The sequence below is a fragment of the Acinetobacter rudis genome, from assembly GCF_000829675.1.
Lineage (GTDB): Bacteria > Pseudomonadota > Gammaproteobacteria > Pseudomonadales > Moraxellaceae > Acinetobacter > Acinetobacter rudis.
This window is the reverse complement of the sequence record NZ_BBRX01000017.1, coordinates 87,281-108,574: the sequence shown is the minus strand read 5'-3', so window position 1 is coordinate 108,574 and position 21,294 is coordinate 87,281. Positions and strand designations below refer to the sequence as shown.

The window sequence follows — 21,294 nt, the reverse complement described above, 5'->3', positions numbered from 1 at the left end:
AATGAAAAAAATTATTTTTTTATCAGTAGGCATGTTTGCTTTAGGTCTTGATGCCTATGTGATCGCAGGAATACTACCAGCAATTGGACTAAGTTATGGCACGACTGAAGCTGAAAATGCCCAGACGGTTACAGCATTTACCCTCTGTTATGCAATTGCTGCCCCAGTTTTTGCAACGCTACTTGCGGGTAAGCCTATACGTAAAATTTTGAGTATCGCACTTGTTCTCTTTTCTCTAGCAAACATTGGCAGTGCATTAAGTCCTAATTTGCAGGCCTTACTGATTTTCCGTGCTTTTGCTGGTATTGGTGCGGGGCTATTTTCCCCTGTTGCGGCTGCCGCTGCGACAGCCTTGGTACCCCCTGAGTTTAAAGGTCGGGCATTGAGCATGATTTTGGGTGGGATGAGTACAGGAACAGTCGTAGGCGTACCGCTGGGATTGATGCTGTCTTCTTATTATGGTTGGCAGAGTGTTCTTTGGTTGGTGACACTTATTGGTGCTGCTGCATTGCTGGGTATAGTGGTAGGTTTTCCCAATATTACAGTTTCTACACCGCCATCATTAAAAATGCGTTTAAAAATGTTGAGTGATCATAAGGTTGCAGCGACTGTTTTTGTGACTTTTTTGGTTGCCTTAGCAAGTTTGGGCCTCTATACATTTGTGGCTCCTGTTTTAAAAGACCTCGCCAATATCATCAATGTTACATCTTATTTATGGGCATGGGGGATTGGAGGTATGCTTGCAAGTTTTAGCATAGGTTATCTTATTGATTGGTTGCAAAAGCCACAATTATTGTTGGCAGGTATTCTTTTACTGATGAGCATAACTTTATTGAGTTTACCCACAGTGCTCATACATGGACTGACTTTCGCATGGCTGCCTTTTGTATTATGGGGGGCAACAGGATGGTCGTCGTTGGCTCCACAACAACATAGCTTGTTAGAGTTACAGCCAGAACATGGTGCTACAGTCGTTGCCTTAAATAGTTCATGTAATTATTTAGGTGGTGCAGTGGGTACCATTTGTGGTGGGCTCTTAATTAGCCATGGTTTTAACGCTGGTAGCTTAGTTTATTTTGCTGCATTTATTACAACTTTGGCGCTACTGTGTCAGTTAATTATTTTATTCAAAGCAAGAAAAAAGATTTAAAAATTATTTTTTTATTCCATTTTGAGCGCTTGCTCAATATAATGCATTGAGCGAGCGCTCAATCAAAGGGGTAATTATGGTGGATGAAACTAAAAAAGGTGCAGAACGGATCTTACAAGCCACAATAGATGTTCTATTAACGAATGGTTTGCAAGCTGCAACAACACGACAGGTTACAGAGCAAGCTGGTGTTGGACGTGGCTTACTTAATCATTATTACAACTGGCAAGAACTGCGTGTACTTGCATGGGAAGTGATATTTGAAGAGGTGATCCATGATCAGTTTGCTCAGTTCACTGCAGCTGATCAGGCTATAGAATATTATTTGGCAAGTGCATTTACCACTGATGCGCCGATCTACTGGAAACTATGGTTGGAGGCAACCGATCTTGCAATTCATGACCAAGTTATGGCGCAAGCATTAGAAAAAGTACAGCAGCGGATGTTGACTCACCTTACAGAGTCTTTAGCGAAAGGGCATGCACAGGGACTGTGGCGACTACCTGATGCAAGTGCAACAGCACTGCGTTTGTCTGCATTATATGATGGCTTAGTTGGATTATTACTTTCAGGTGCAACACGTTTGACAGCGGAAGAAGCAGAGAAGCATCTAAGACAACAGTTCAGTTTGGAAACAGCGCAGCTAACTTAGGAGCTAGGTTTGTGGAAAATAAAATTGATGATTTAGAGGATGACTATGAAGCGCTTTCTGCACGCCATGTTTCATTAAAACGCATTGTCGCGCTATTTAAACCTTGGCGACATCGCTTTTTAGTGGTGGGGATATTGATTTTGATTGGAGCGGGTATTGGTATTATTGCCCCGTTCCTATTAAGAGAAATTATTGATCAAGCATTACCCCAACAAGATCTAACATTATTGATGTATTTGGTTGTTGGTTTGGTTGCGATTACTGTCGGCGTCGCGGTAATTAATGTATTGCAAACTATTTTGTCCACCAAAATTGGGCAAGCCATTATGCATGAGTTAAGGGTTCGTCTTTATAGTCATTTGCAAACATTGTCCTTGAGCTTTTTTATAAGGACTCGTACTGGTGAAATCCAGTCACGTATCGCGAATGATATTGGTGGTTTACAGTCAGTTGTGAGCAATACCATTACAGAAATGGCACGTAATATGACCATCGTTGTGACTACTGCGATCGCAATGCTATTGCTTGATTGGCGCTTGGCATTATTTTCTTTTGTGGTCTTACCTCCATCACTGTGGTTAAGTCATTATGTGGGACAAAAGCGAGAGCGATTAACCAATCAGCAGCAAAATGGTCATGCTGATATGTCTGCGATTGTACAAGAGACCTTGTCCGCACCAGGCATCATCTTGTCACGGACTTTGGCACGTGGAAAATTTTTAACTCATCGCTTTGAACAAGCCTCAAATAAGACCTTGCATCTAGAAGTACGTGCGCATACCGCTGGCGAATGGCAATGGTCTATGATTGAGATATTGTTAGGTGCCTTGCCTGCAATGACTTTATTATTAGGTGGACTATTAATTGGTCAAGGACTACCTGTCACAATCGGTACTTTGGTTGCCTTGATTGCGCTACAAGAGCAGTTGTTATGGCCTTTAGAAAATCTGCTTGAAAGTGGTGTCAAACTACGGACAACTCGTGCGCTTTTTGCACGTATTTTTAAATACTTAGATACAGTACCTGAAATTATTGAGCCAATAAAACGTCAAGAAATTAGCAGCAGTGGATCACGTGGTCATATTCGATTTGAAAATGTCAGCTATCACTATGATGCTGAAAATACGCCAAATTTGAGAGGCTTAAATCTAGATATTCCTATAGGTAGTCATATTGCCGTTGTTGGGCCTACTGGTGCTGGGAAAAGTACGTTTGGCTATCTGCTGGCACGTTTAGTTGACCCTACGGCAGGGCGAATTTGTATTGATGGTATCGACTTGCGAGAGATGCATTTTGAGCAATTGGCTGATGTGCTGGGTGTTGTTATGCAAGAACCATTTTTACTCAATACCACTATTGCTGAAAATTTACGTTTTGCTCAACCAGAAGCAACTGATGAAGAACTGATTGAAGCCGCTAAAACAGCTCAGATTCATGAACACATTGCATCGCTTCCAGAAGGCTATCAAACCGTTGTTGGAGAACGAGGTTATCGATTTTCTGGTGGAGAAAAGCAACGCTTAGCACTGGCACGGACTATTTTACGTAACCCTCCGATCTTACTTTTAGATGAAGCTACAAGTGCACTAGATAACGTGACTGAAAGTGCAATATCAGCAGCATTGGCACAGATTGCTCCTGACCGTACAGTTATTTCAATCGCACATCGTTTGTCGACTGTTCGACATGCTGATCGAATCTTGGTTCTTAAGGCAGGTCAATTGGTTGAGTCGGGAACGCATGATCAATTGGTAGCATTGGATGGCGTCTACGCAGAATTATTACGCCAAGGTCAAAAAGATCGATCACAGAAAGATTCAGTTTGAATCTCGTTCAATAGATGATCCATATAAATGAAATCTGAGGCATTGATAAAGATCATTTACGGGGGAGCTCGAAAGTGAACTTCAAATGCGCATACGATGATCGATAGATCAGCATTTTTATGTTGGGTTTTTAATTTATTAATCGGGATTTGAACAACTCTTTCTTATGTGATTTTGGGATATGCCAAAGCATGGGGGATACCACCATGATTTATGGCTAAGTTCGAGAAAATAGGTTTTAAATGCTTAATCACATCTTTGGGATTTATATTGGGGCAGCCAGTTCATGATGAAACGAAAGCTATTTGATGTATTGTTGGCCGCATTTTTAGCGACATTAGTTTTACTGGTTATACTTTTTTTAAGTAGCCGTATTAGCGATTTTGAGTTTAAAAATATTGAGCAGATCCCCTTAAGTTTTAAAAGTGAAGGCAATACTTTGTCTGGAACGCTTTTACTTCCTAAGGGAGGGCAACCTGAAGCTGTGGTGATTTTAATTCATGGTGATGGTCCTATGGATCGCTTCGCTAATCAAGGTTATAACCCACTGTTTAATATGTTATTAACTGAGAATGTAGCAATTTTTAGTTGGGATAAGGCTGGTATTGGTAAAAGTAGTGGAAACTGGTTGTTACAGTCGATGTCTGATCGTGCTGATGAGGCTATTGCTGCAAAAGAAATGATTACGCGACATTTGAAGCAGCCAAAGTATCCCATCGGTTTTCTCGGATATTCACAAGCAGGTTGGGTAATTCCGATTGCAGCGAGTCACGTAGATGCCGACTTTTCAGTGATTATTGGTGGGGCTGTAAATTGGCGTGACCAAGGTCAGTACTATCAAAAAATTCGTTATCAAAATCAAAATAAATCTGCTTCAGAAATCAAAGCATTATTGCATCAGGAAAGACAAGACAATGACCGTATTTTTGGTGAGCATTCACCTAAAAATAGTGGATTGATGCGGCACGATATGTCCGCAGACCGTTTTACTTTTGTAGGGAAAAACTATCTAAATGATTCAATGAAGGATTTAACAACTATGCGTGGCCCTGTATGGGTGGTATTGGGAAGCGATGATCTCAATGTTGATGCACGAACTGATGTAGATCGTTTTCGAACGGGGTTGGCAGGGAATCCTCAAGCAAAAGTATCATTGATAGAAAATGTCACGCATACGTTAATGAAAGCACCAACATTTAATTATCAATTAGAACAAGATTGGCCATGGTGGAAAAAGGTTTATTTTCTTTATCTGGGGCGTGATGCTTATTTAGTAGATAGCTATCGTCAAATTACACAGTGGATCAAAGAGCAGTAGTCAAAATTAGGGATCTAAAATAGCAACTTGACTTTCAAATGGTAATCATTATCATTTGTGTAAATATCAATAGAGTTGATTTTATTGTGAGTGAGAATTCTGCACTTATCGATCAATTGTACCGCGATCATCAGTCATGGCTGCATCAATGGTTGAGAAAGAAAATAGGGAGCAACGAGCATGCCGCTGATCTAGTGCAGGATACTTTTATTAAAATTTTGCAAACGCGTGATGAGCTTTTTGGTGTAAAAGAACCACGGGCTTATCTTGCTGTAATCGCAAGAAATTTAATGATTGATCAGGTGCGCCGTAAACGCATAGAGCAAGCTTACCTCAATGAATTAAGCCAAATGGAGTATATTTTAGATACTGTGCCTTCTCCAGAAGATCAGTTGCAAATTATTCAGGCCATAGATCAAATTTGTCAGGCATTATCTGCTGTATCTACGAAAGCGCAGCGTGCATTTGTCTTGCATTATTTTGAAGGTTTAACGCATAAAGAAATTGCTGAACAGATTGGTGTTTCCACTAAAATGATTCAAAAATATCTCGCAGCATGTTTAGTACAATGTTATCGGATGAAGCAACATCAGGATTTTTTAGAATAAATGATTGATGAGCAAAAAAATACAGAGCAATTAATAGAAGAAGCTGCGCACTGGATTGTACTACTGAGTGCTGATGATGAAGCGGAAAAAACAGCAGCAAGGGCTGAGTTTGAAGCTTGGAAAAGTGTCAGTCCACAGCGTAAAAAAATTGCACAGGAGATTGAACAATCACTTGAATCATTGCAAAAACTAACACAAACCCCGCAGCATCAGAAGATGACACAATCTGTGTTGAAAGCTGGTTTGCAAAGTTCGAGTCAGAAGAAAACTATGCGTTATGGCAGTTTTTTTGCTGTGACTTTGTGTTGTTTAGGGGGGATTTATAGTTATCTTTCTTATCACCCGATAGCGTATTTAGTTGCTGATCTTAAAAGCCAAGCAGGGGAATGGAAAACACAGGTTTTGGCAGATGGTTCAGAAATTAAATTGAGAGCTAAAAGTGCTGTTAATTTACATTTCACGGAAAATCAGCGTGTTGTAGAACTGGTACAAGGTGAAATATATGTAGATGTCGCCAAAGATAAAAATCGTCCTTTCATCGTTAAAACAGAACATGGCCAAATTGAGGCCTTGGGCACAGCTTTTAGTGTGAGTTATCAGTCTGATGCAACTGAACTGAAGATGTTACATTCTAAGGTAAGAGTCGATTCCTACCATCAAACAGTGAATTTAGCGACTAAGCACCCTGTTATTGTGAAGGAAGGGCAAGAGCTTAGGTTAGATCGACAAGGTATACATCCTATACATGGCTTTGATATCAATCGTGAACAACAAAAATGGAATCAACGACATCTGATTGTAGAAAATATGTCTTTAGATAACGTATTGGCAGAGCTTGATCGGAGTAGTCAGAGCAAGATTGTATTTAGTGGTCGAGGCCTTGATAAAATAAAGGTGAATGCAGTTTTACCATTAGACAATACTGAAAATGCCTTGCAATTACTGACCAGTGTTTTCCCAGAGTTGAATGTTTATCAGGTGACGCCTTATTTAACTATTGTTACTTTAAAGTAGATTAGATTTAGATGAACAAACTATTTTTACTCATTTGGTTCCACATTTTTCAGCGTTATTCGTCATAGAGAATAGAAACAAAAATTAGGATTCATTTATCTATCAATATTGAATGATTCTTATTTCTATTTAATCGGGGCGTACTATGAGCAAAGCTGTGTGTGAGAAAGAGCAACCAAGATATTCTTTTCGGGTTTCATCATTGGCTTTGGCCATTCATGTTGCTTGTGTTGGTGTGATAACAACGGCAATGACACAGCAAAGCTATGCACAGACTTTGCAAGCACGTTCATACAATATACCCGCAGGGTCACTTGCAACGGTATTAAATACTTTTGCGCAGCAATCAGATACCACGATAGCCATTGATGCGAACCAATTAAAAGGCATGTCAAGTTCAGGGTTGGCGGGGCAATATGATTTAGAGGATGGTTTCCAAACGATCTTGGTTGCAACAGCATTTAGAGCAGTCAAAGTCGGTAATGGTTATATCCTTAAACCAGCCGAACAGTCAGATCATACCGCTGCATTTAGTCAGTCTCAGCCTATTCATTCCCCAATCAATGAAAATATTATTCGACTGGAACCGATTACTTTATATGGCACAGTAAGTCGAGATGTCAAAGGGCAAAATGAAGTTTACGATGCCGATATATCCAGCGTCTATGCTGGTAAAGAGCAGATCGAACGCTATAAAGGTGCTCAGCCAGCAGATTTATTTAAAGGTATGGTCAGCGTATATAGTGGTGATGCGCGTAATAGTGGCGCACTTGATCCAAGTATTCGTGGGATCCAAGGCCCCGGGCGGGTGCCTGTCACAATCGATGGCACCGAGCAAGCCTTGACGGTATGGCGTGGTTATAATGGTGTCAATAACCGTAATTATATTGACCCTAACTTAATTGGTGGGCTGCAAGTAATTAAAGGTCCGTCATTAACACGTAATGTCAACTCTGGAGTAGGTGGTGCTGTTGTTATTAGTACCCTTGCTGTCGATGATGTATTAAAAGACGGTAAAAACTTTGGTGGTGAAATTAAAGTTGAGACCAGTAATAATGCGGTAAAAGCCAGAAAGCCTCAGTTACTCACAGGTCAAAGTATTTACGACAACCCAAACTATCCATCTATAGGGACGGACTTTTGGGGTAATCCTATGTTCGAGCCATACTATGATCCATCATTATTTAAAGAGGCACGACAGCATAAAGAAAATAATATTTTTTCAGGCGATGACGTTGCAACAAGGATTGCATTGGCTGGTCGTACAGATAAATTTGAATTATTAGCAGCTTATGCCTATCGAAATAAAGGCAACCACTTTGCAGGCAGTAGAGGTACTGAATACTATAATAACCCCTCACAAGAGCGATTTAATTATGTACCTTATCTCGCCAAGGTTTATCCTGGTGGTACAGAAGTTCCAAATACTTCACTGAGAACAGAATCATATCTAGTTAAAGCAGCATGGAAGCCAACAGATGATCAACGTTTAGAGTTTGGTTATCGCGATACTTCGGTGATTAATGGGGAAATATTACCTTCACGTATTGCTTGGGATTCATTAGTTCAGGATAAAACAGGGGTACCACAGTGGCCTTTAAGTGAAATTGCTTCAAAGGCATATAATCTCGAATATAAATATCAACCTGAGCGTAGTAATCTGATCGATTTTTATGGCAATGTCTGGCGTACAGATACTAAGAGTCATACCTATAGCTCAGGTGGTTTCCCAAATGACACTAACTCCAATCTGGGTGTTTTTATCAATAGTGCCGCTGCAAATTCGGATAATACTCGTGAGGGTCTTACGCTCAGTAATAAATTTAAACTGCATCCAACACTCGGTTTAACTGTTGGTGCAAGCTGGCAGAAGGAAAAACTAGAATCAGATGATATTTATAAAGACCCATATACCACAGGAACTTTTATGAGTTTCAAAATGGCGCCAAGGGCAGGTCGCCGTGAAGAGAAGGAGTTTAATTTTAATTTCGATTATAAACCTGTGTCATGGCTCAGTTTAAATGCAGGGGCTAGATATCAAAACTATTGGGCATTTGATGATTTTCTCAATGATCGAGTGCATGCTGGAGATACGCAGTATAGTCAATTTAAAAAAGCCACAGAGTTGACCATGGCCTACTTTACTAAAAGGCCCAATATGACGCCAGAGGCTGAAGCGAATCTACGAAACAATCTGAATGAATTAGCGATTGCTCAACAATGGAGTGAAGAGCGGAAGCAGCATGAAATTAATAAAGCTGTTTATAAGAAAAGAAACGAAATCGGATATAAAATGGATGACCGTGGCAAGCTAACGAAAGATAACAATCCATTTTTAAATGGCACATTGGTCGAAGGGCGTGATTATGGATATTATGCCCTGCAAGGGCCAGGAGGCTATGAAGATATTGATTTAGCTGAAACTGGTGTTCAGAAAAATAAAGATCATGGTTGGACGCCGACACTTTCAGCGACAGTGAACTTCAGTCCAAATAGCCGTATGTATATGCGTTATAGCGAAGCCTATAGAATGCCAAGTTTATTTGAAACGACCATTGGTTTTTCAGGAACACAAAGTGGTTTTAAACTAGAGCCAGAACATGCGCATAACTACGAGGTTGCTTATGTCCATGACCTCTCACAATTCTTTAATAGCAGTTATGCAGATATTAAATTGGCTTATTATTACAATGAAACTAAAAATGCGATTGAACGTAGCCCACGTTTAGTTTTCAGTAATGTCGATAGTCATACCACTTCAGGATTAGAGCTCCAAAGCCGATTTGATAATGGCCGTTTCTTTACTGACTTCAGCGCCAACTATAATTTAAAGAATGAAGTTTGTGATGAAACCTCAGCGATGCTTTTAGGTGCAGGCACGGGCTTCTCAATTGATTCATGTGTTGATGATGGTTTTGTCGGAGGCTATTTAGTGAGTATGGCAACACCTAAATACTCAGCAAACTTAACACTTGGTGGGCGTTTCCTCGATCAAAAACTCGAAGTTGGTACACGTGCCAATTATTATCATAAGTATGAGAACCCTGAGGTCAAAAACTATAGTGGTATAGAAATGACCTATTACTCAAACACACCTTTGTCATGGAACTCGATTACCACTGTAGATGCTTATGTGAACTATAAACTAAAAGAAGATACGCTATTTGAGTTAGTCGGAACCAACTTAACCGATGAGTTCTATATTGACCCATTAACACGTTCTGCAATTGCAGCACCAGGTCGAACAGTGAAATTAAGCGTGACGCATAAATTTTAATCATAGAGTGTAAGATATAACAAGCCTAGCACTGATGGAGCTAGGCTTTTTTGTGAACAATGACTGGGGTTTATTTTGGATCATGGCTTCCCTTATTTTCTTAGTTTAATATTTTCAAAAATTAGAATTAAAAATGGCCTTATTATTTAAAATTTACATTACTGACTTTAAGTTGTTATAAGTATCTTAAAGTAGAGAACCTCGCACTATTTAATACAAGTATAAATTTGGAGATCATGGTATGAGAAATGACATTGGTTTAACCCATGTTGCATTAGCTGCTAAGAATATTGATTCAAGTATTGATTTTTATCGTCGCTATGCAAATATGCACATCATGCATGAACGAATAGATAAAGAAATTGATAAGCGTGTCGTTTGGCTGTCTGATAAAACCCGCCCTTTTGTTTTAGTTTTGGTACAAAGTCAGAATCCGACACCGATACTCGGTCCTTTTGCACACCTTGGTGTGGGTTGCAAAGATAAGGCAGAAGTAGATCAATTATGTATGCAAGCGAAGCAGGAAGGCATCCTTGCAAAGGATGCCACGGACTCGGGTTACCCTGTCGGATACTGGGCATTCATTCACGATCCAGATGGACATGTGCTAGAAGTTTCTTATGGTCAAGAAATCGGATTGACGGTGCAAAATACTGAGATTTAATCGTAATCAATTGACCGAGCTATTTTTATGGCTCGGATTTTCATTATAGAAAAATAGTCCAATGATTCATTTAGAGAATGACCATTATGAGACTATGCAAAACCAATAAAAAAGACCTAAACCCTTTAGATTTAAGCCTTTAATACATCATGAGATCTCATGATAAATATCTTTGGCGGTGAGAGAGGGATTCGAACCCTCGATACGCGCAAACGTATACACACTTTCCAGGCGTGCTCCTTCAGCCACTCGGACACCTCACCACTGCGCGAGGGATGATAACGAAAAACAATGCAGATGCCAAGCTGAAACATTGATTTCAAGCAAAACTTTTAGCTCAGTGATATTATTGCGAAAAATTAGTGTTCTAATTGATGAATTCATATGCAAAGTTCTGCAAAAAAAGTGGCCATGCCTGCGATTACACTCGCAGCTTTAGGGGTGGTGTTTGGTGATATTGGTACCAGCCCACTTTATGCCTTACGTCAATGTTTTCTCACTGCACATATAGCAATTAGTGAAGCGACGGTGCTTGGCATATTGTCGTTGATCTTCTGGTGTATGATGCTGAGCATTAGCTTTAAATATGTCACGATTATCATGCGTGCGGATAACAATGGTGAAGGCGGTATTATGTCTTTATTGGCATTAAATCTGCGAACCACACGTATTGCTGAAAATAAGAAGATTTATTTAATTGCTTTAGGCTTTATTGGTGCCTCGTTATTTTTTGGCGATGGCATTATTACACCCGCAATTTCGGTACTTTCTGCGATTGAAGGTCTGAGTATTGCAACACCTGTATTTAATAAATGGTTGTTGCCTCTGGCAATTGGTATTTTAACAGGTCTATTTCTCGCACAGCGTCACGGTACGGGGACGATGGGTAAATTATTTGGCCCTGTCACTTTACTTTGGTTTGTCTCAATTGGTCTGATTGGGATTTATAGTATTGCTAAAACACCTTATGTGTTGAGCATGATGAATCCGTATTGGGCGATTAATTTTATCGTGCATCAGCCTTATGTCGCATTTTTGACGATGGGGGCGGTGATCTTGACCATGACAGGTGGTGAAGCACTCTATGCCGATATGGGGCATTTTGGTCGTATGCCGATTCGCTTGGCTTGGTTTATTATCGTTTTACCTAGTTTATTGTTGAACTATGCGGGTCAGGGTGCGCTGTTATTGCGTGATCCGTCTGCGATTGCTAACCCGTTTTATCTGCTGGTTCCCGAAGAAATCTTATATCCGATGATTATACTTGCGACAGCTGCTGCTGTGATTGCATCACAAGCGGTGATTACGGGTGTATTTTCTATGGCAAATCAGGCAATTCAATTACGTTATTTGCCACGTCTAAGCGTACGCCACACTTCGGATGTAGAACAAGGGCAAATCTATTTGCCCTTTATTAATTGGGTACTTTTTGTCTCTGTAGTGGTCTTGATCTTATTGTTCCAAAGTAGTGAAAAACTGGCCAGTGCTTACGGTGTTGCTGTGACCATGACCATGCTATGTGGCACGATTTTAATCTCAGTATTAAGTTATGGATACTGGCGTTGGCCGCTGTGGAAAGTGGCATTATTTGCTGTACCTCTTTTAACAATCGATTTTATATTTGTGGCTTCGACATCACTCAAAATCGCATCGGGTGGTTGGGTGCCGATCTTGATTGGGGCTGTGGCCTTTACGATCTTGATGACTTGGAAAGATGGTCGAGCGCTAGTGCTCAAACGGTTAGGCAAAGATGCTTTACCTATTGATTTATTTATAAAGAGTGTGAGCTTAAGCAGTGAAACAATTTTTGTACCAGGTGATGCAGTCTTCCTAACAGGTACGCCAAATATTGTTCCGCATGCCATGCTGCATAATATTAAGCACAATAAGGTTTTGCATGAACGCAATATTATGGTGACGGTAATTACTCGTGATGTGCCTTATGTCCCAAGAATTGAGCGTGTCTGTGTAGAAAAGTTAGATGACCATTTTTATCGAATCTTTGTTTACTATGGCTTTAAGGATGTGCCAAATATTCCAATGGCACTTGAATATGCCTATGAACAGTTAGGTTTCCAGTTAGATATGATGCACGTGAGTTTCTTTATTTCACGTGACCGTCTGATTCACACTGTGGGCGATGGTATGGCGCCGTGGCGAGAGAAGTTATTTATTTCGATGCAACGTAATACCAGTCCTGTGAGTGACTTTTACCAGATCCCACCTAACCGTGTCGTGGAAATGGGAAGCCAGATTGAGATTTAACTGTAGTGATTGATAAAAAGACCAAGGCTCAAGTCCTTGGTTTTTTTATGCAGATAAGCTGTGAAATTAAGGTTGGGGCGAGGAAAGATCGGGTTGCTCTAGATTGGGGGTGTTAAGAGGGTCTGTCTGAGTTGCTGGTTGGTTATTGGGCGTTGCTGGAGTATCGGGCGAAGGTAATGTACTGTTTTCTGGTGATGGGGAGGGTTTTACATCGGGTACTGGAATCGTGTTATTCGGTGTTGCTGGGTCAGTAGGTGGTGTAGACGATTGTTGTTGAGAGTTGAGTGGATCAAGTGGTTCTGCAACGGATGATTGATCTTGATGGTTACCTTGTACAATTTGAATCTGTCCAGAGTCGACTAAGTCTTGAATAGAGCCTGATTGACCATTCACACTGGTTTGAATATGGACCTTACTTAGACTTTCTAATGTATCACCTGCTTGTACAGGAGGTTCTGCATAAACTGCCACGCTAAATAAAGATAGGCTTAAAAAATAAGGTATGAATTTCAATTGCATAATATGTGCCTTTAGTATGAATAAAATGATCACGCTACGCATGTTCGTGATTTAGCTTGGCACAGCTTTGAGTAATACAGCACTTTCTTATACGCAAAGACAGCGTATCTACAGTGAATTGAAAAAGAAGAACGACAAGTTGTTACGCACAAAGCTGTATTAATCAGCTTATTTTGACTAAGCTTTGTCCGCTTAGTAATTGTGTTGATATACATCATAGTGGTGAGTTGCTAAGCTAATTTTTTGCCGTACACATTGAAATATCGAGTTTCTCCATAAATCTGTGTCGGTGTCTTAGATATTATTTTTTAGATCGAGAAGCATCAATTGAAGACTTCAGGCATTAAAATTTTGCTCGGGGGCATCGTTTCTATTGTAGTCGCGTTTGTCTTTGGCCAAGATAAAATTGCACAGTATATTCCAGCGGTTCAGAGTAAAAGTAGCACCTGTTTAGGTGAGTTTTATCAACAACAACCACCTTATTTAAATCGTGAAAGTTTGCAAAAGCATACTTATCCCTTATGTTTTGACGGTTTTAATGTCATGTACTCTGGCGTATCAAAAACGCCACTGTGGGTGGCTGAACATTTGTATCCAGCACGTTTAAGTCAAAAAATTAAACGTGAAGACAGCTTTCATGAAGAACTGAAGGTTAGTTCACAGCACAGAGCCCTGTTATCAGATTATCGTGGTTCTGGTTATGATCGTGGGCATATGGCACCTAATGGTGATATGAGTACCAAATCATCACAGGCAGATAGTTTTTCATTGGCCAATATGGTGCCTCAAGCACCTAAAAATAACCAACAAGTTTGGCGCGAACTAGAAGAAGCAACACGTGCGATTGTCACTAAACAAAAGCAAGATGTTTATGTGGTGACAGGGCCAGTCTTTGCAAGCAAAAAGCTTAAAACTATTGGCAAGGGGGTGTTGGTTCCTACGGCAGTATATAAAGCAATTTATATCCCTAACAATAAGAGTGGTTCGCATAAGGGGGCAATCGGTGTTTATTATGCGCCAAACAATAACTCGCTACAGGTTCAAGTGATTAGTGTATGTAAACTCGAAGAGTTGACGGGCATTAACATTTTTTCGACACTCAGCGAAGATGTGAAACGTAATGTCTATCAATTGCCGCTGAATGCTCGTCAAGTTAAAGTTAATCAATCTATTGATTATGCATTTTGGGATGGTGAAAGCCAATGTGCTCAGCCTGTAGCATCTGATGATCTACAAGCACTACAACGTAAGTTTCAACCCAAAGGATCAGGTACTAACTCAAGTTCAGCAACAACTGAGTCTTCAAGTGGCCAGCAGAGCAGTGAACAGCCTCCAGAGGTTATCCAAAGCTTATTACGCTATCTACTTAAATATTTAGCCGGTTAGGTGAATGCTAAAATTGGGTCTGTTATGATGTGACTGCATAGAATAGATCCAATAAACAAGTAAAAATAAAAGCAGGGGTATCAGCATGTTTAAACCATTTGCAACAGAAACAGATTCATCTGCCGTGCATGATTTGACGTTTGAAAACCAGTTTGATCATATTAATATTTATGGCAACTTACAGATCAGTAAGGACCAACAGGGCTTAGCTGTTGCACGAAAGCTTGCTGCATTTTTCAATGATATGGTGAAAGAGCTGGAACAGCAAACGGATTTGGCGGAGAAAATTGAAATAAAAGATGCAGATGAAGTAGAAAATCCATTTCTATAACATTCGCTTACGCCATATTTGTGGTGTTTCACCTGTCCACTGTTTAAAAGCCCGTTGAAATGAACTCTGTTCCGAATAGCTAAGTAACAGGGCGATTTCATGCAAACTTAAATGTGGATCTTGTAAATATTGCAAAGCCAATACATGGCGAATTTGCTGAACACGTTGCTGATAACTGCTATTTTGCGCTTGTAAATAGCGCTGTAACTGTCGTACAGACATGCACAGTTGATCCGCAACATGTTCAATCTGATAATTGTTTTTTTGTAGTCCGATGAGGATGCTCTGTTGCAGTCGTTCATCGAGTTGTGTGCTGTGCGGAAGTTGTTGTAAGAGTGCTTGAGCCTGTTGCATTAACAGTTTCTGCAAGGTTTGATCAGCATGCACAATATGCTGTTCTAACATGTGCTTTGATAAGCGTAATGCAGAGTGCGCTTGGTTAAATAATACAGGGCAGGAAAAAAACTGTTGATAAGCCTGAACTTGTTTAGGCTTGCTATGACTAAAATGAACCTGATGGAGTTTGAGGCTGTCTGAGCTAAATAGCTGCTTTAAAAATTGTGTCAAAATCGCGATGGCAATTTCATCGGTAAGTGGAGTCGCCAAGTGGGGAGGGAGTTCCCGCCAGCGAATTTGAATATAGTCCTCTTCGACCTCAACCAGCAGCGGGCTACCATCGTAGATTAGACGATGTAAATCATAGTATCTGTGTATTGCTTCAGCGATGTTCTCACAAGACATAGCGATATAAGCAATAATCCCTAAATGTTTGGCTTCAACACAACTTGCGATTTCAAGGCCTAATGTAGGACTGGGGATATGCGTAAAAATTTCATCGAGTAATTCGCGCCATAAGCCAAAGTCAAAGCGTTCAAGTTGTTGCACACTCAGTAGTTTGGCTGAAATTGGAATATTTTTACTTAGACTAAATACATAGAGTAACTGGCCTAAGCCACCATATACCGAGCCAGAATAGTCATTGATCTGTGGTCTTTGCGGCATGTGAATGTACGGTCTGTGCGCCTATTAAGTGATTAAAAATAGCTTTGCATATATAAACGTTATAGATTCAATTGTATGTAAAATTCTTATGAAAACAATAGCCAGCAACTAGGTGTTGTACTTTCGAGCTATACCTGATTGCGTTGTATCTGTCGTGATTTGTCAATGAAATAGTGATTTTGCGTCAATATATCCGGCAGTCAGAGCGCTATAGTGATGCAATGAATACAGGAGTTTAGGCTATGCTCAAAGGATTTGTTGTTGGATTGGTGGTTGCCAATGGCTTCGAATGGGTTGCACATAAATATTTATTACATGGTACACATAGCGCTGGAAAACCACGATATAGCCCTGTTCCACAGAGTATGAAGTCACATTGGGAACATCATCGTTATGTACGTAAACAACAATTTCATGATGAGGGTTATGTCGAAGGACTCAGTAACTGGCGGACGAAGAATGAAGTGGTTTCTTTGGCTGTCGTTGCCGGTGTTGCCAGTTTGATCTTTTACCCTGTGTCTAAGGGAATGGTGGCGGCAGCTGTGTATAGTGCGGGAAATTATTATTATATTCACCGCCGTTCACACCTTGACCCTGTTTGGGCTAAGAAAACCATTCCATGGCACTATGACCATCACATGAATAGTAATCAGGATGCCAATTGGTGTGTGACTAAACCTTGGTTTGACTATCTATTGGGTACACGGGTGATTTCATCTGAAGACCTACAAGAACAAAACCCTCTTGGGATTGCGTTGCCGCGGATGATTTCGAATTGGTTAAACCGACAGGCCGCACAGTACTTTCCAGCCAAATGGGTGGAGAAAGTAGAAGCTTTGCCTGAGCTAGAGCCCAAATTATTACATCGACAGGTTCAGTAGATGTTGTGCAGTCGTGATTTGTTGTTTGGTCGAAGTTGAATACTTAAAAAGGAGTCTAAAACTAGACTCCTTTTTACAATTTGTGGAAAGCTAGATGTGTCTTAAAGACGCATTTCGATCCCTTGTGCAGCAAGGTATTGTTTTGCTTCAGGAATAGTATGTTGGCCAAAGTGGAAAATACTGGCTGCCAATACAGCATCTGCTCCGCCTTTTAAGATACCATCTGCTAAGTGTTGTAGATTACCTACACCGCCAGATGCAATTGTTGGAATCGTTACTCGGTCATTGATTTGACGCATAAGGGCCAAGTCATAACCAGCTTTAGTACCATCAGCATCCATTGAGGTGACTAGGAGTTCGCCTGCACCGTATTCAGCCATTTTAACTGCCCATTCAATCGCATCAATCCCTGTTGGTTTTCGGCCACCGTGAGTAAAGATTTCCCATTTGTTTTCAGCAGTTTTCTTAGCATCAATCGCAACAACAATACATTGTGCACCAAAGCGTTGAGATGCTTCTTGGACAAATTCTGGTTGGAATACTGCAGCAGAGTTAATGCTGACTTTATCTGCACCTGCATTGAGCAATAAGCGAATATCATCAACTTTACGTACACCACCACCGACGGTCAGAGGTACAAATACGCTTTCAGCCATGCGCTCAACGGTGCGATAAGTTGTATCACGGCCACTTGAAGTCGCTGTAATGTCTAGAAAAGTAATTTCGTCTGCGCCTTGTTCATTATAACGACGCGCCACTTCAACAGGATCGCCTGCATCTCGGATATCTAAAAACTGTACACCTTTAACCACACGACCATTGTCCACATCCAGACAAGGGATAATTCTTTTGGCAAGCATAATTTTTTCCAACAATTACAGACGATTATTAAACTTTGCTACCAAGATGCTACACCTTGATAGTGTGAACGAGTATTCTATCAAACTTATGTTGATTTTTTTGCAGGAATTCTATGTCGGTCTACACCACTTTAAGTTTAGCGCAGGTTCAGAACTTTGCAGCGCCCTATGGGCTTGAGGTGATTGAATTAATTCCGATACAAGCGGGTATTCAAAATACCAATTATTTTTTAAGAAGTGCTGATCATCAACAATATGTATTGACTGTTTTTGAAGACATGGATGAAGTTCAAGCAGGTGAGATTGTACCTGTGCTAGATCGTCTACAGCAATATCAGATTCCTGTTGCGGTGCCACTTAAACATCAGCAACGTGCTATTCATCATATTGTTGGTAAAGCTGCACAGATTGCACCACGTTTACAGGGTAAGCATCCAGAGCAGGCCAGTCTACAACAGATCCAAGCGATTGCTCGTGCGCAGGCGGGTATGCATGTCGCTCTAATGGATTTTTCATTGCAACGTCAGTTTAGTCGTGATCATCAGTATTGGAAAAATGTTGCTTACACTTTGCAAAAAGATATGAATGATGAAGATGCTGCTTTATTACAATTGGTTTTAGATCTATTTCAACAAACTCGTGAACGCTATCCAGAGCGCCCGAAAGGATTTATCCACTCTGATTTATTTCGAGATAATACTTTGTTTCAAGGTGATGAATTAGTGGGTATTTTAGATTTTTATGAATTGAACTATGATGAGTTATTGTTTGATTTAGCCATTAGTATCAATGACTTCTGTACGGAGTATCCAGCTCCAGATTTGAATGCTGAAAAGTTTGATCATTATGTCAGTGCTTATAATCAAGTTCGTGCGCTCACTACAGATGAGCAGGCGTGTCTACATATATATTTGGCTGTAGTGGCTTGTCGTTTTTGGTTAATGCGATTATCCGTCGCTCAAAAAAACCATGCACAAGGACGTAGTGGTGACGATATTCTATTTAAAAATCCGTTAGAAATGCGAGCCATAGTGGTAGATCGATTACAGCGCATCTAAGGTTTGATCTTGCGTATACAGTAAGTAAAGAGGAAAAATATATGCGTGATCAAGGGCGTTTGGTCGAATGGCATGATGAAAAAGGCTATGGTTTTATTCAACCTAATGACACAAATAAAGCACGTGTATTTTTACACATCAAAGAGTTTTCTCGACCAGGCCCACGCCCGATCGTGGGTTGTGCCTTGGATTATCAAGTGGCTCTAGATGGGCAGGGGCGTTATCGGGCAACCCAAGTTGTTTACTTAAAAGCATCTCAAACACAAAAAAATGTTGTCAATAACGTCAAGGTATTCAAGACCAAGGATATCCAAGTCAAGTCACCAATGGTCATTGTGATCGTGATTTATATTGTGGTTTTAGGTGTCTTGGCGGCTATAGGGCGTTTACCTGCACTACTACCGATGTTTTTGATTCTGATGAATGTAGTTTGTTATTGGTTTTATAGTCAGGATAAAGAGGCTGCACAGTTGGGTAATCGACGTGTTCCGGAACAAACTTTACATGTTTTGTCGTTCTTAGGAGGCTGGCCTGCAGCTTGGCTAGCTCAACAAAGACTACGGCATAAGACACAAAAAGCTTCTTTTTTACGGATTTATCGTCTGACTATTATCTTTCATGTTTTGTTATTACTTTGGTTAATTTCACCATTCAATGCTATGTTAGTTTGATGGTTCAAAGGAGCTTAATATGCAACAGAATTTAAATGAACAAGCAGATCGAAGCTTAACTTTCGCCTTATATATTCTTTATATCCTTGCTATTTTTACAGCAGGTATTTTGGCGATTATTGCACTTATTATTAATTATGTTCGATTGGATCGGGTAAAGGGCACGATATTTGAAAGTCATTTTCGCTGGCAGATTCGTAGTTTTTGGTGGTATTTAATTTGGAACGTGATTGCATTTATTCCATTTTTATTTTTACTCTTCACTGGAGAGAATCCTGACGCTTTCTTTGGCGTGGCTTTAGGCGCAAGTAGTTTTTGTTTTGCCGTTATTGGTTTGTCATGGGTTTGGATTGTCTATCGTGCTATTCGAGGCATGATTAATTTGAGTGATGGCAAGGCCATGTATACTGAGCAGTAATTATAGGAGTAATTTGATGATTGTAGAGCGTGTGGAACTCAATATTTTAGCGCATCAGTCAGAGGCATTTGAACAAGCAATGCAGCAAGCAAAATTATTGATTGCTCAGATGCCTGGCTTTTTGGGGTTAGAACTGCTCAAACATCATCAGTTACCAGATCGTTATTTATTGCTGATCCAGTGGGAGCGTCTTGAGGATCATCAGCAAGGATTTAGAAAATCGGTGCAATATCAAGAATGGAAGGCATTATTGCACCACTTTTATAGTCCATTTCCTATTGTTGAATATTACACACCGTGTATTTCTATATCATCAAATTGATGGCTGAGTCTGAACTTGTGCTAAGAGGTTTTTTGCTGTTTTTTGAGTTTTTTGAGCAAAAATCTTGGCTTGATTTGACTAACTATCACCGCTAAAACCACAAGCATGCCTCCTGCTAGGGCACTAAAGGGTAGACGCTCTCCAGCAAGACGACCAATGATGCCTGCCCATACGGGTTCTGCTGCGTAGATGATGGCAGCTTGAGTTGGATCAACGAATCGCTGTGCCCAGTTCATTACCAGTTGGATAAAGGCACTTGCACCACCCAGTCCTGCTGCGATCAGCAGTAGTGGCCATGAAAATGCAGGGATCGCCAGTTCACCAATGAAGGGCATACTGACGAAACTCACAATCGAGGCAAAAGCAAGTTGTAATACAGTGACTCTTGCTAGATTGACATGCTTAGAGAAATAGCCAATAAAAATGATTTCTAGCGCAATGGAAATAGAGCCAATGATTGTAATCATTTGCCCAAAATTGAAATGCAGTTGATTTAACCCATTCCCCGTGAGTAAGAGCAAACCAATAAAAGCCATGACGACCCCAATCCACGTCATGATATGTGGTGCTTTACGAAAAATAATCCATAATAAGATTGGCACTAAAGGCACATAAAGTGCAGTAAGAAAAGCGGATTCACTGCTGCTAATACTTTGTAGGCCAACAGTTTGCATACCATAACCGCCAGCAATTGCCGCACCAATCATAAAGCCTGCTATCAAGTCTTTTCGTGTCATACCACGCAATTCACGCCAGTAAAGTAGACTGACAAAAAAAGCAGCAGCGGCAAAGCGACAGCCCACAAAAAACATCGGTGTACTGTAATTGAGGGCATATTGCACCACAATAAAAGTGCCTCCCCAAATTACGGTCATAAACAACAGAGAGAGCTGAGGGGCTTTGGATTGAATCCAATTCGGGGAGATATTTGACATGAAAAAGAAGATCATCACACAGGATAAAACGGCACACAGATTATATCGTGAAGCTGTAGGTACAGGGGGAATTCACCATATAAAAAAGAGATCATATAGATCTCTTTTTAAATGAATCGTGTTGAGCTGTTTAGCGT

The 21,294-nt window shown here is 40.4% G+C and carries 20 protein-coding genes and 1 tRNA gene; 16 read left to right on the top strand and 5 right to left on the bottom strand.

Annotation, left to right across the window (positions count from 1 at the left end):
• Position 1: 1 nt before the first annotated feature.
• The 8 genes from Aru01_RS03090 to Aru01_RS03055 all read left to right on the top strand — a co-directional run bounded on the left by Aru01_RS03090 (position 2) and on the right by Aru01_RS03055 (position 10,509).
• Positions 2 to 1,150, top strand: coding sequence for an MFS transporter (locus Aru01_RS03090; protein ID WP_016657749.1), 1,149 nt, complete (start codon positions 2 to 4; stop codon positions 1,148 to 1,150).
• A gap of 76 nt (positions 1,151 to 1,226) precedes the next feature.
• Positions 1,227 to 1,802, top strand: a complete 576-nt coding sequence (locus Aru01_RS03085) for a TetR/AcrR family transcriptional regulator (RefSeq protein ID WP_016657748.1) — start codon at positions 1,227 to 1,229, stop codon at positions 1,800 to 1,802.
• A gap of 11 nt (positions 1,803 to 1,813) precedes the next feature.
• Positions 1,814 to 3,628 (top strand): ABC transporter ATP-binding protein, encoded by a 1,815-nt coding sequence (locus Aru01_RS03080; protein WP_016657747.1) that lies wholly within the window; start codon positions 1,814 to 1,816, stop codon positions 3,626 to 3,628.
• Between the two features lie 286 nt (positions 3,629 to 3,914).
• Positions 3,915 to 4,946: an alpha/beta hydrolase family protein gene (locus Aru01_RS03075; RefSeq protein WP_016657746.1), complete on the top strand. Its 1,032-nt coding sequence runs from the start codon at positions 3,915 to 3,917 to the stop codon at positions 4,944 to 4,946.
• Positions 4,947 to 4,984: 38 nt separating this feature from the next.
• Positions 4,985 to 5,554 carry a sigma-70 family RNA polymerase sigma factor gene (locus Aru01_RS03070; protein WP_016657745.1) on the top strand — a complete coding sequence of 190 codons (570 nt, stop codon included), beginning with the start codon at positions 4,985 to 4,987 and terminating at the stop codon, positions 5,552 to 5,554.
• Positions 5,555 to 6,568 (top strand): FecR family protein, encoded by a 1,014-nt coding sequence (locus Aru01_RS03065; protein WP_016657744.1) that lies wholly within the window; start codon positions 5,555 to 5,557, stop codon positions 6,566 to 6,568. It abuts the gene before it with no gap.
• Positions 6,569 to 6,713: 145 nt separating this feature from the next.
• Positions 6,714 to 9,845, top strand: a complete 3,132-nt coding sequence (locus Aru01_RS03060; protein ID WP_016657743.1) for a TonB-dependent receptor — start codon at positions 6,714 to 6,716, stop codon at positions 9,843 to 9,845.
• A gap of 241 nt (positions 9,846 to 10,086) precedes the next feature.
• Positions 10,087 to 10,509 (top strand): VOC family protein, encoded by a 423-nt coding sequence (locus Aru01_RS03055; RefSeq protein WP_016657742.1) that lies wholly within the window; start codon positions 10,087 to 10,089, stop codon positions 10,507 to 10,509.
• A 173-nt stretch (positions 10,510 to 10,682) separates the two neighbouring features.
• On the opposite strand, the gene Aru01_RS03050 is transcribed toward Aru01_RS03055, so the two are convergent.
• Positions 10,683 to 10,772: transfer RNA gene (locus Aru01_RS03050), tRNA-Ser, on the bottom strand.
• Positions 10,773 to 10,893: 121 nt separating this feature from the next.
• Here Aru01_RS03050 and Aru01_RS03045 point away from each other — a divergent pair.
• Positions 10,894 to 12,774: a potassium transporter Kup gene (locus Aru01_RS03045; RefSeq protein WP_016657741.1), complete on the top strand. Its 1,881-nt coding sequence runs from the start codon at positions 10,894 to 10,896 to the stop codon at positions 12,772 to 12,774.
• A 66-nt stretch (positions 12,775 to 12,840) separates the two neighbouring features.
• Here Aru01_RS03045 and Aru01_RS03040 read toward each other — a convergent pair whose 3' ends face one another.
• Complete coding sequence (locus Aru01_RS03040; protein WP_016657740.1) at positions 12,841 to 13,293, bottom strand: hypothetical protein; 453 nt, start codon at positions 13,291 to 13,293, stop codon at positions 12,841 to 12,843.
• A gap of 327 nt (positions 13,294 to 13,620) precedes the next feature.
• Here Aru01_RS03040 and Aru01_RS03035 point away from each other — a divergent pair, with 327 nt between their 5' ends.
• Both Aru01_RS03035 and Aru01_RS03030 read left to right on the top strand, forming a co-directional pair.
• Positions 13,621 to 14,679 carry a DNA/RNA non-specific endonuclease gene (locus Aru01_RS03035; RefSeq protein ID WP_016657739.1) on the top strand — a complete coding sequence of 353 codons (1,059 nt, stop codon included), beginning with the start codon at positions 13,621 to 13,623 and terminating at the stop codon, positions 14,677 to 14,679.
• Between the two features lie 85 nt (positions 14,680 to 14,764).
• Positions 14,765 to 15,010 (top strand): hypothetical protein, encoded by a 246-nt coding sequence (locus Aru01_RS03030; protein WP_016657738.1) that lies wholly within the window; start codon positions 14,765 to 14,767, stop codon positions 15,008 to 15,010.
• On the opposite strand, the gene Aru01_RS03025 is transcribed toward Aru01_RS03030, so the two are convergent.
• Positions 15,005 to 16,012, bottom strand: coding sequence for an AraC family transcriptional regulator (locus Aru01_RS03025; RefSeq protein WP_016657737.1), 1,008 nt, complete (start codon positions 16,010 to 16,012; stop codon positions 15,005 to 15,007). The two genes, Aru01_RS03030 and Aru01_RS03025, sit on opposite strands and share 6 nt — an antisense overlap.
• 242 nt (positions 16,013 to 16,254) lie before the next feature.
• On the opposite strand from Aru01_RS03025, the gene Aru01_RS03020 reads away from it, so the two are divergent.
• Entirely contained in the window at positions 16,255 to 16,893 is a 639-nt protein-coding gene (locus Aru01_RS03020; protein WP_016657736.1) for a sterol desaturase family protein, read from the top strand.
• A gap of 101 nt (positions 16,894 to 16,994) precedes the next feature.
• Here the strand turns inward: Aru01_RS03020 and hisF are convergent, their stop codons facing one another.
• Positions 16,995 to 17,753 (bottom strand): imidazole glycerol phosphate synthase subunit HisF, encoded by a 759-nt coding sequence (gene hisF, locus Aru01_RS03015; protein ID WP_016657735.1) that lies wholly within the window; start codon positions 17,751 to 17,753, stop codon positions 16,995 to 16,997.
• 113 nt (positions 17,754 to 17,866) lie between these two features.
• On the opposite strand from hisF, the gene Aru01_RS03010 reads away from it, so the two are divergent.
• From Aru01_RS03010 to Aru01_RS02995, 4 genes are read left to right on the top strand one after another with little or no spacing between them, the layout of a single operon-like run.
• Positions 17,867 to 18,811, top strand: a complete 945-nt coding sequence (locus Aru01_RS03010) for a homoserine kinase (RefSeq protein ID WP_016657734.1) — start codon at positions 17,867 to 17,869, stop codon at positions 18,809 to 18,811.
• 41 nt (positions 18,812 to 18,852) lie between these two features.
• Positions 18,853 to 19,482, top strand: a complete 630-nt coding sequence (locus Aru01_RS03005; RefSeq protein WP_016657733.1) for a DUF1294 domain-containing protein — start codon at positions 18,853 to 18,855, stop codon at positions 19,480 to 19,482.
• 19 nt (positions 19,483 to 19,501) lie between these two features.
• Positions 19,502 to 19,900 (top strand): DUF4870 family protein, encoded by a 399-nt coding sequence (locus Aru01_RS03000; RefSeq protein ID WP_016657732.1) that lies wholly within the window; start codon positions 19,502 to 19,504, stop codon positions 19,898 to 19,900.
• Between the two features lie 16 nt (positions 19,901 to 19,916).
• Positions 19,917 to 20,222: an antibiotic biosynthesis monooxygenase family protein gene (locus Aru01_RS02995; RefSeq protein WP_016657731.1), complete on the top strand. Its 306-nt coding sequence runs from the start codon at positions 19,917 to 19,919 to the stop codon at positions 20,220 to 20,222.
• Between the two features lie 20 nt (positions 20,223 to 20,242).
• Here the strand turns inward: Aru01_RS02995 and Aru01_RS02990 are convergent, their stop codons facing one another.
• Complete coding sequence (locus Aru01_RS02990; protein ID WP_370736876.1) at positions 20,243 to 21,148, bottom strand: DMT family transporter; 906 nt, start codon at positions 21,146 to 21,148, stop codon at positions 20,243 to 20,245.
• Positions 21,149 to 21,294 lie beyond the last annotated feature (146 nt).

Coding starts and splice junctions, on each gene's coding strand:
- Aru01_RS03090 (WP_016657749.1), top strand. CDS start 2: ATGAAAAAAATTATTTTTTTATCAGTAGGCATGTTTGCTTTAGGTCTT.
- Aru01_RS03085 (WP_016657748.1), top strand. CDS start 1,227: ATGGTGGATGAAACTAAAAAAGGTGCAGAACGGATCTTACAAGCCACA.
- Aru01_RS03075 (WP_016657746.1), top strand. CDS start 3,915: ATGATGAAACGAAAGCTATTTGATGTATTGTTGGCCGCATTTTTAGCG.
- Aru01_RS03070 (WP_016657745.1), top strand. CDS start 4,985: ATGGTAATCATTATCATTTGTGTAAATATCAATAGAGTTGATTTTATT.
- Aru01_RS03065 (WP_016657744.1), top strand. CDS start 5,555: ATGATTGATGAGCAAAAAAATACAGAGCAATTAATAGAAGAAGCTGCG.
- Aru01_RS03060 (WP_016657743.1), top strand. CDS start 6,714: ATGAGCAAAGCTGTGTGTGAGAAAGAGCAACCAAGATATTCTTTTCGG.
- Aru01_RS03055 (WP_016657742.1), top strand. CDS start 10,087: ATGAGAAATGACATTGGTTTAACCCATGTTGCATTAGCTGCTAAGAAT.
- Aru01_RS03045 (WP_016657741.1), top strand. CDS start 10,894: ATGCAAAGTTCTGCAAAAAAAGTGGCCATGCCTGCGATTACACTCGCA.
- Aru01_RS03040 (WP_016657740.1), bottom strand. CDS start 13,293: ATGCAATTGAAATTCATACCTTATTTTTTAAGCCTATCTTTATTTAGC.
- Aru01_RS03030 (WP_016657738.1), top strand. CDS start 14,765: ATGTTTAAACCATTTGCAACAGAAACAGATTCATCTGCCGTGCATGAT.
- Aru01_RS03025 (WP_016657737.1), bottom strand. CDS start 16,012: ATGCCGCAAAGACCACAGATCAATGACTATTCTGGCTCGGTATATGGT.
- Aru01_RS03020 (WP_016657736.1), top strand. CDS start 16,255: ATGCTCAAAGGATTTGTTGTTGGATTGGTGGTTGCCAATGGCTTCGAA.
- hisF (WP_016657735.1), bottom strand. CDS start 17,753: ATGCTTGCCAAAAGAATTATCCCTTGTCTGGATGTGGACAATGGTCGT.
- Aru01_RS03010 (WP_016657734.1), top strand. CDS start 17,867: ATGTCGGTCTACACCACTTTAAGTTTAGCGCAGGTTCAGAACTTTGCA.
- Aru01_RS03005 (WP_016657733.1), top strand. CDS start 18,853: ATGCGTGATCAAGGGCGTTTGGTCGAATGGCATGATGAAAAAGGCTAT.
- Aru01_RS03000 (WP_016657732.1), top strand. CDS start 19,502: ATGCAACAGAATTTAAATGAACAAGCAGATCGAAGCTTAACTTTCGCC.
- Aru01_RS02995 (WP_016657731.1), top strand. CDS start 19,917: ATGATTGTAGAGCGTGTGGAACTCAATATTTTAGCGCATCAGTCAGAG.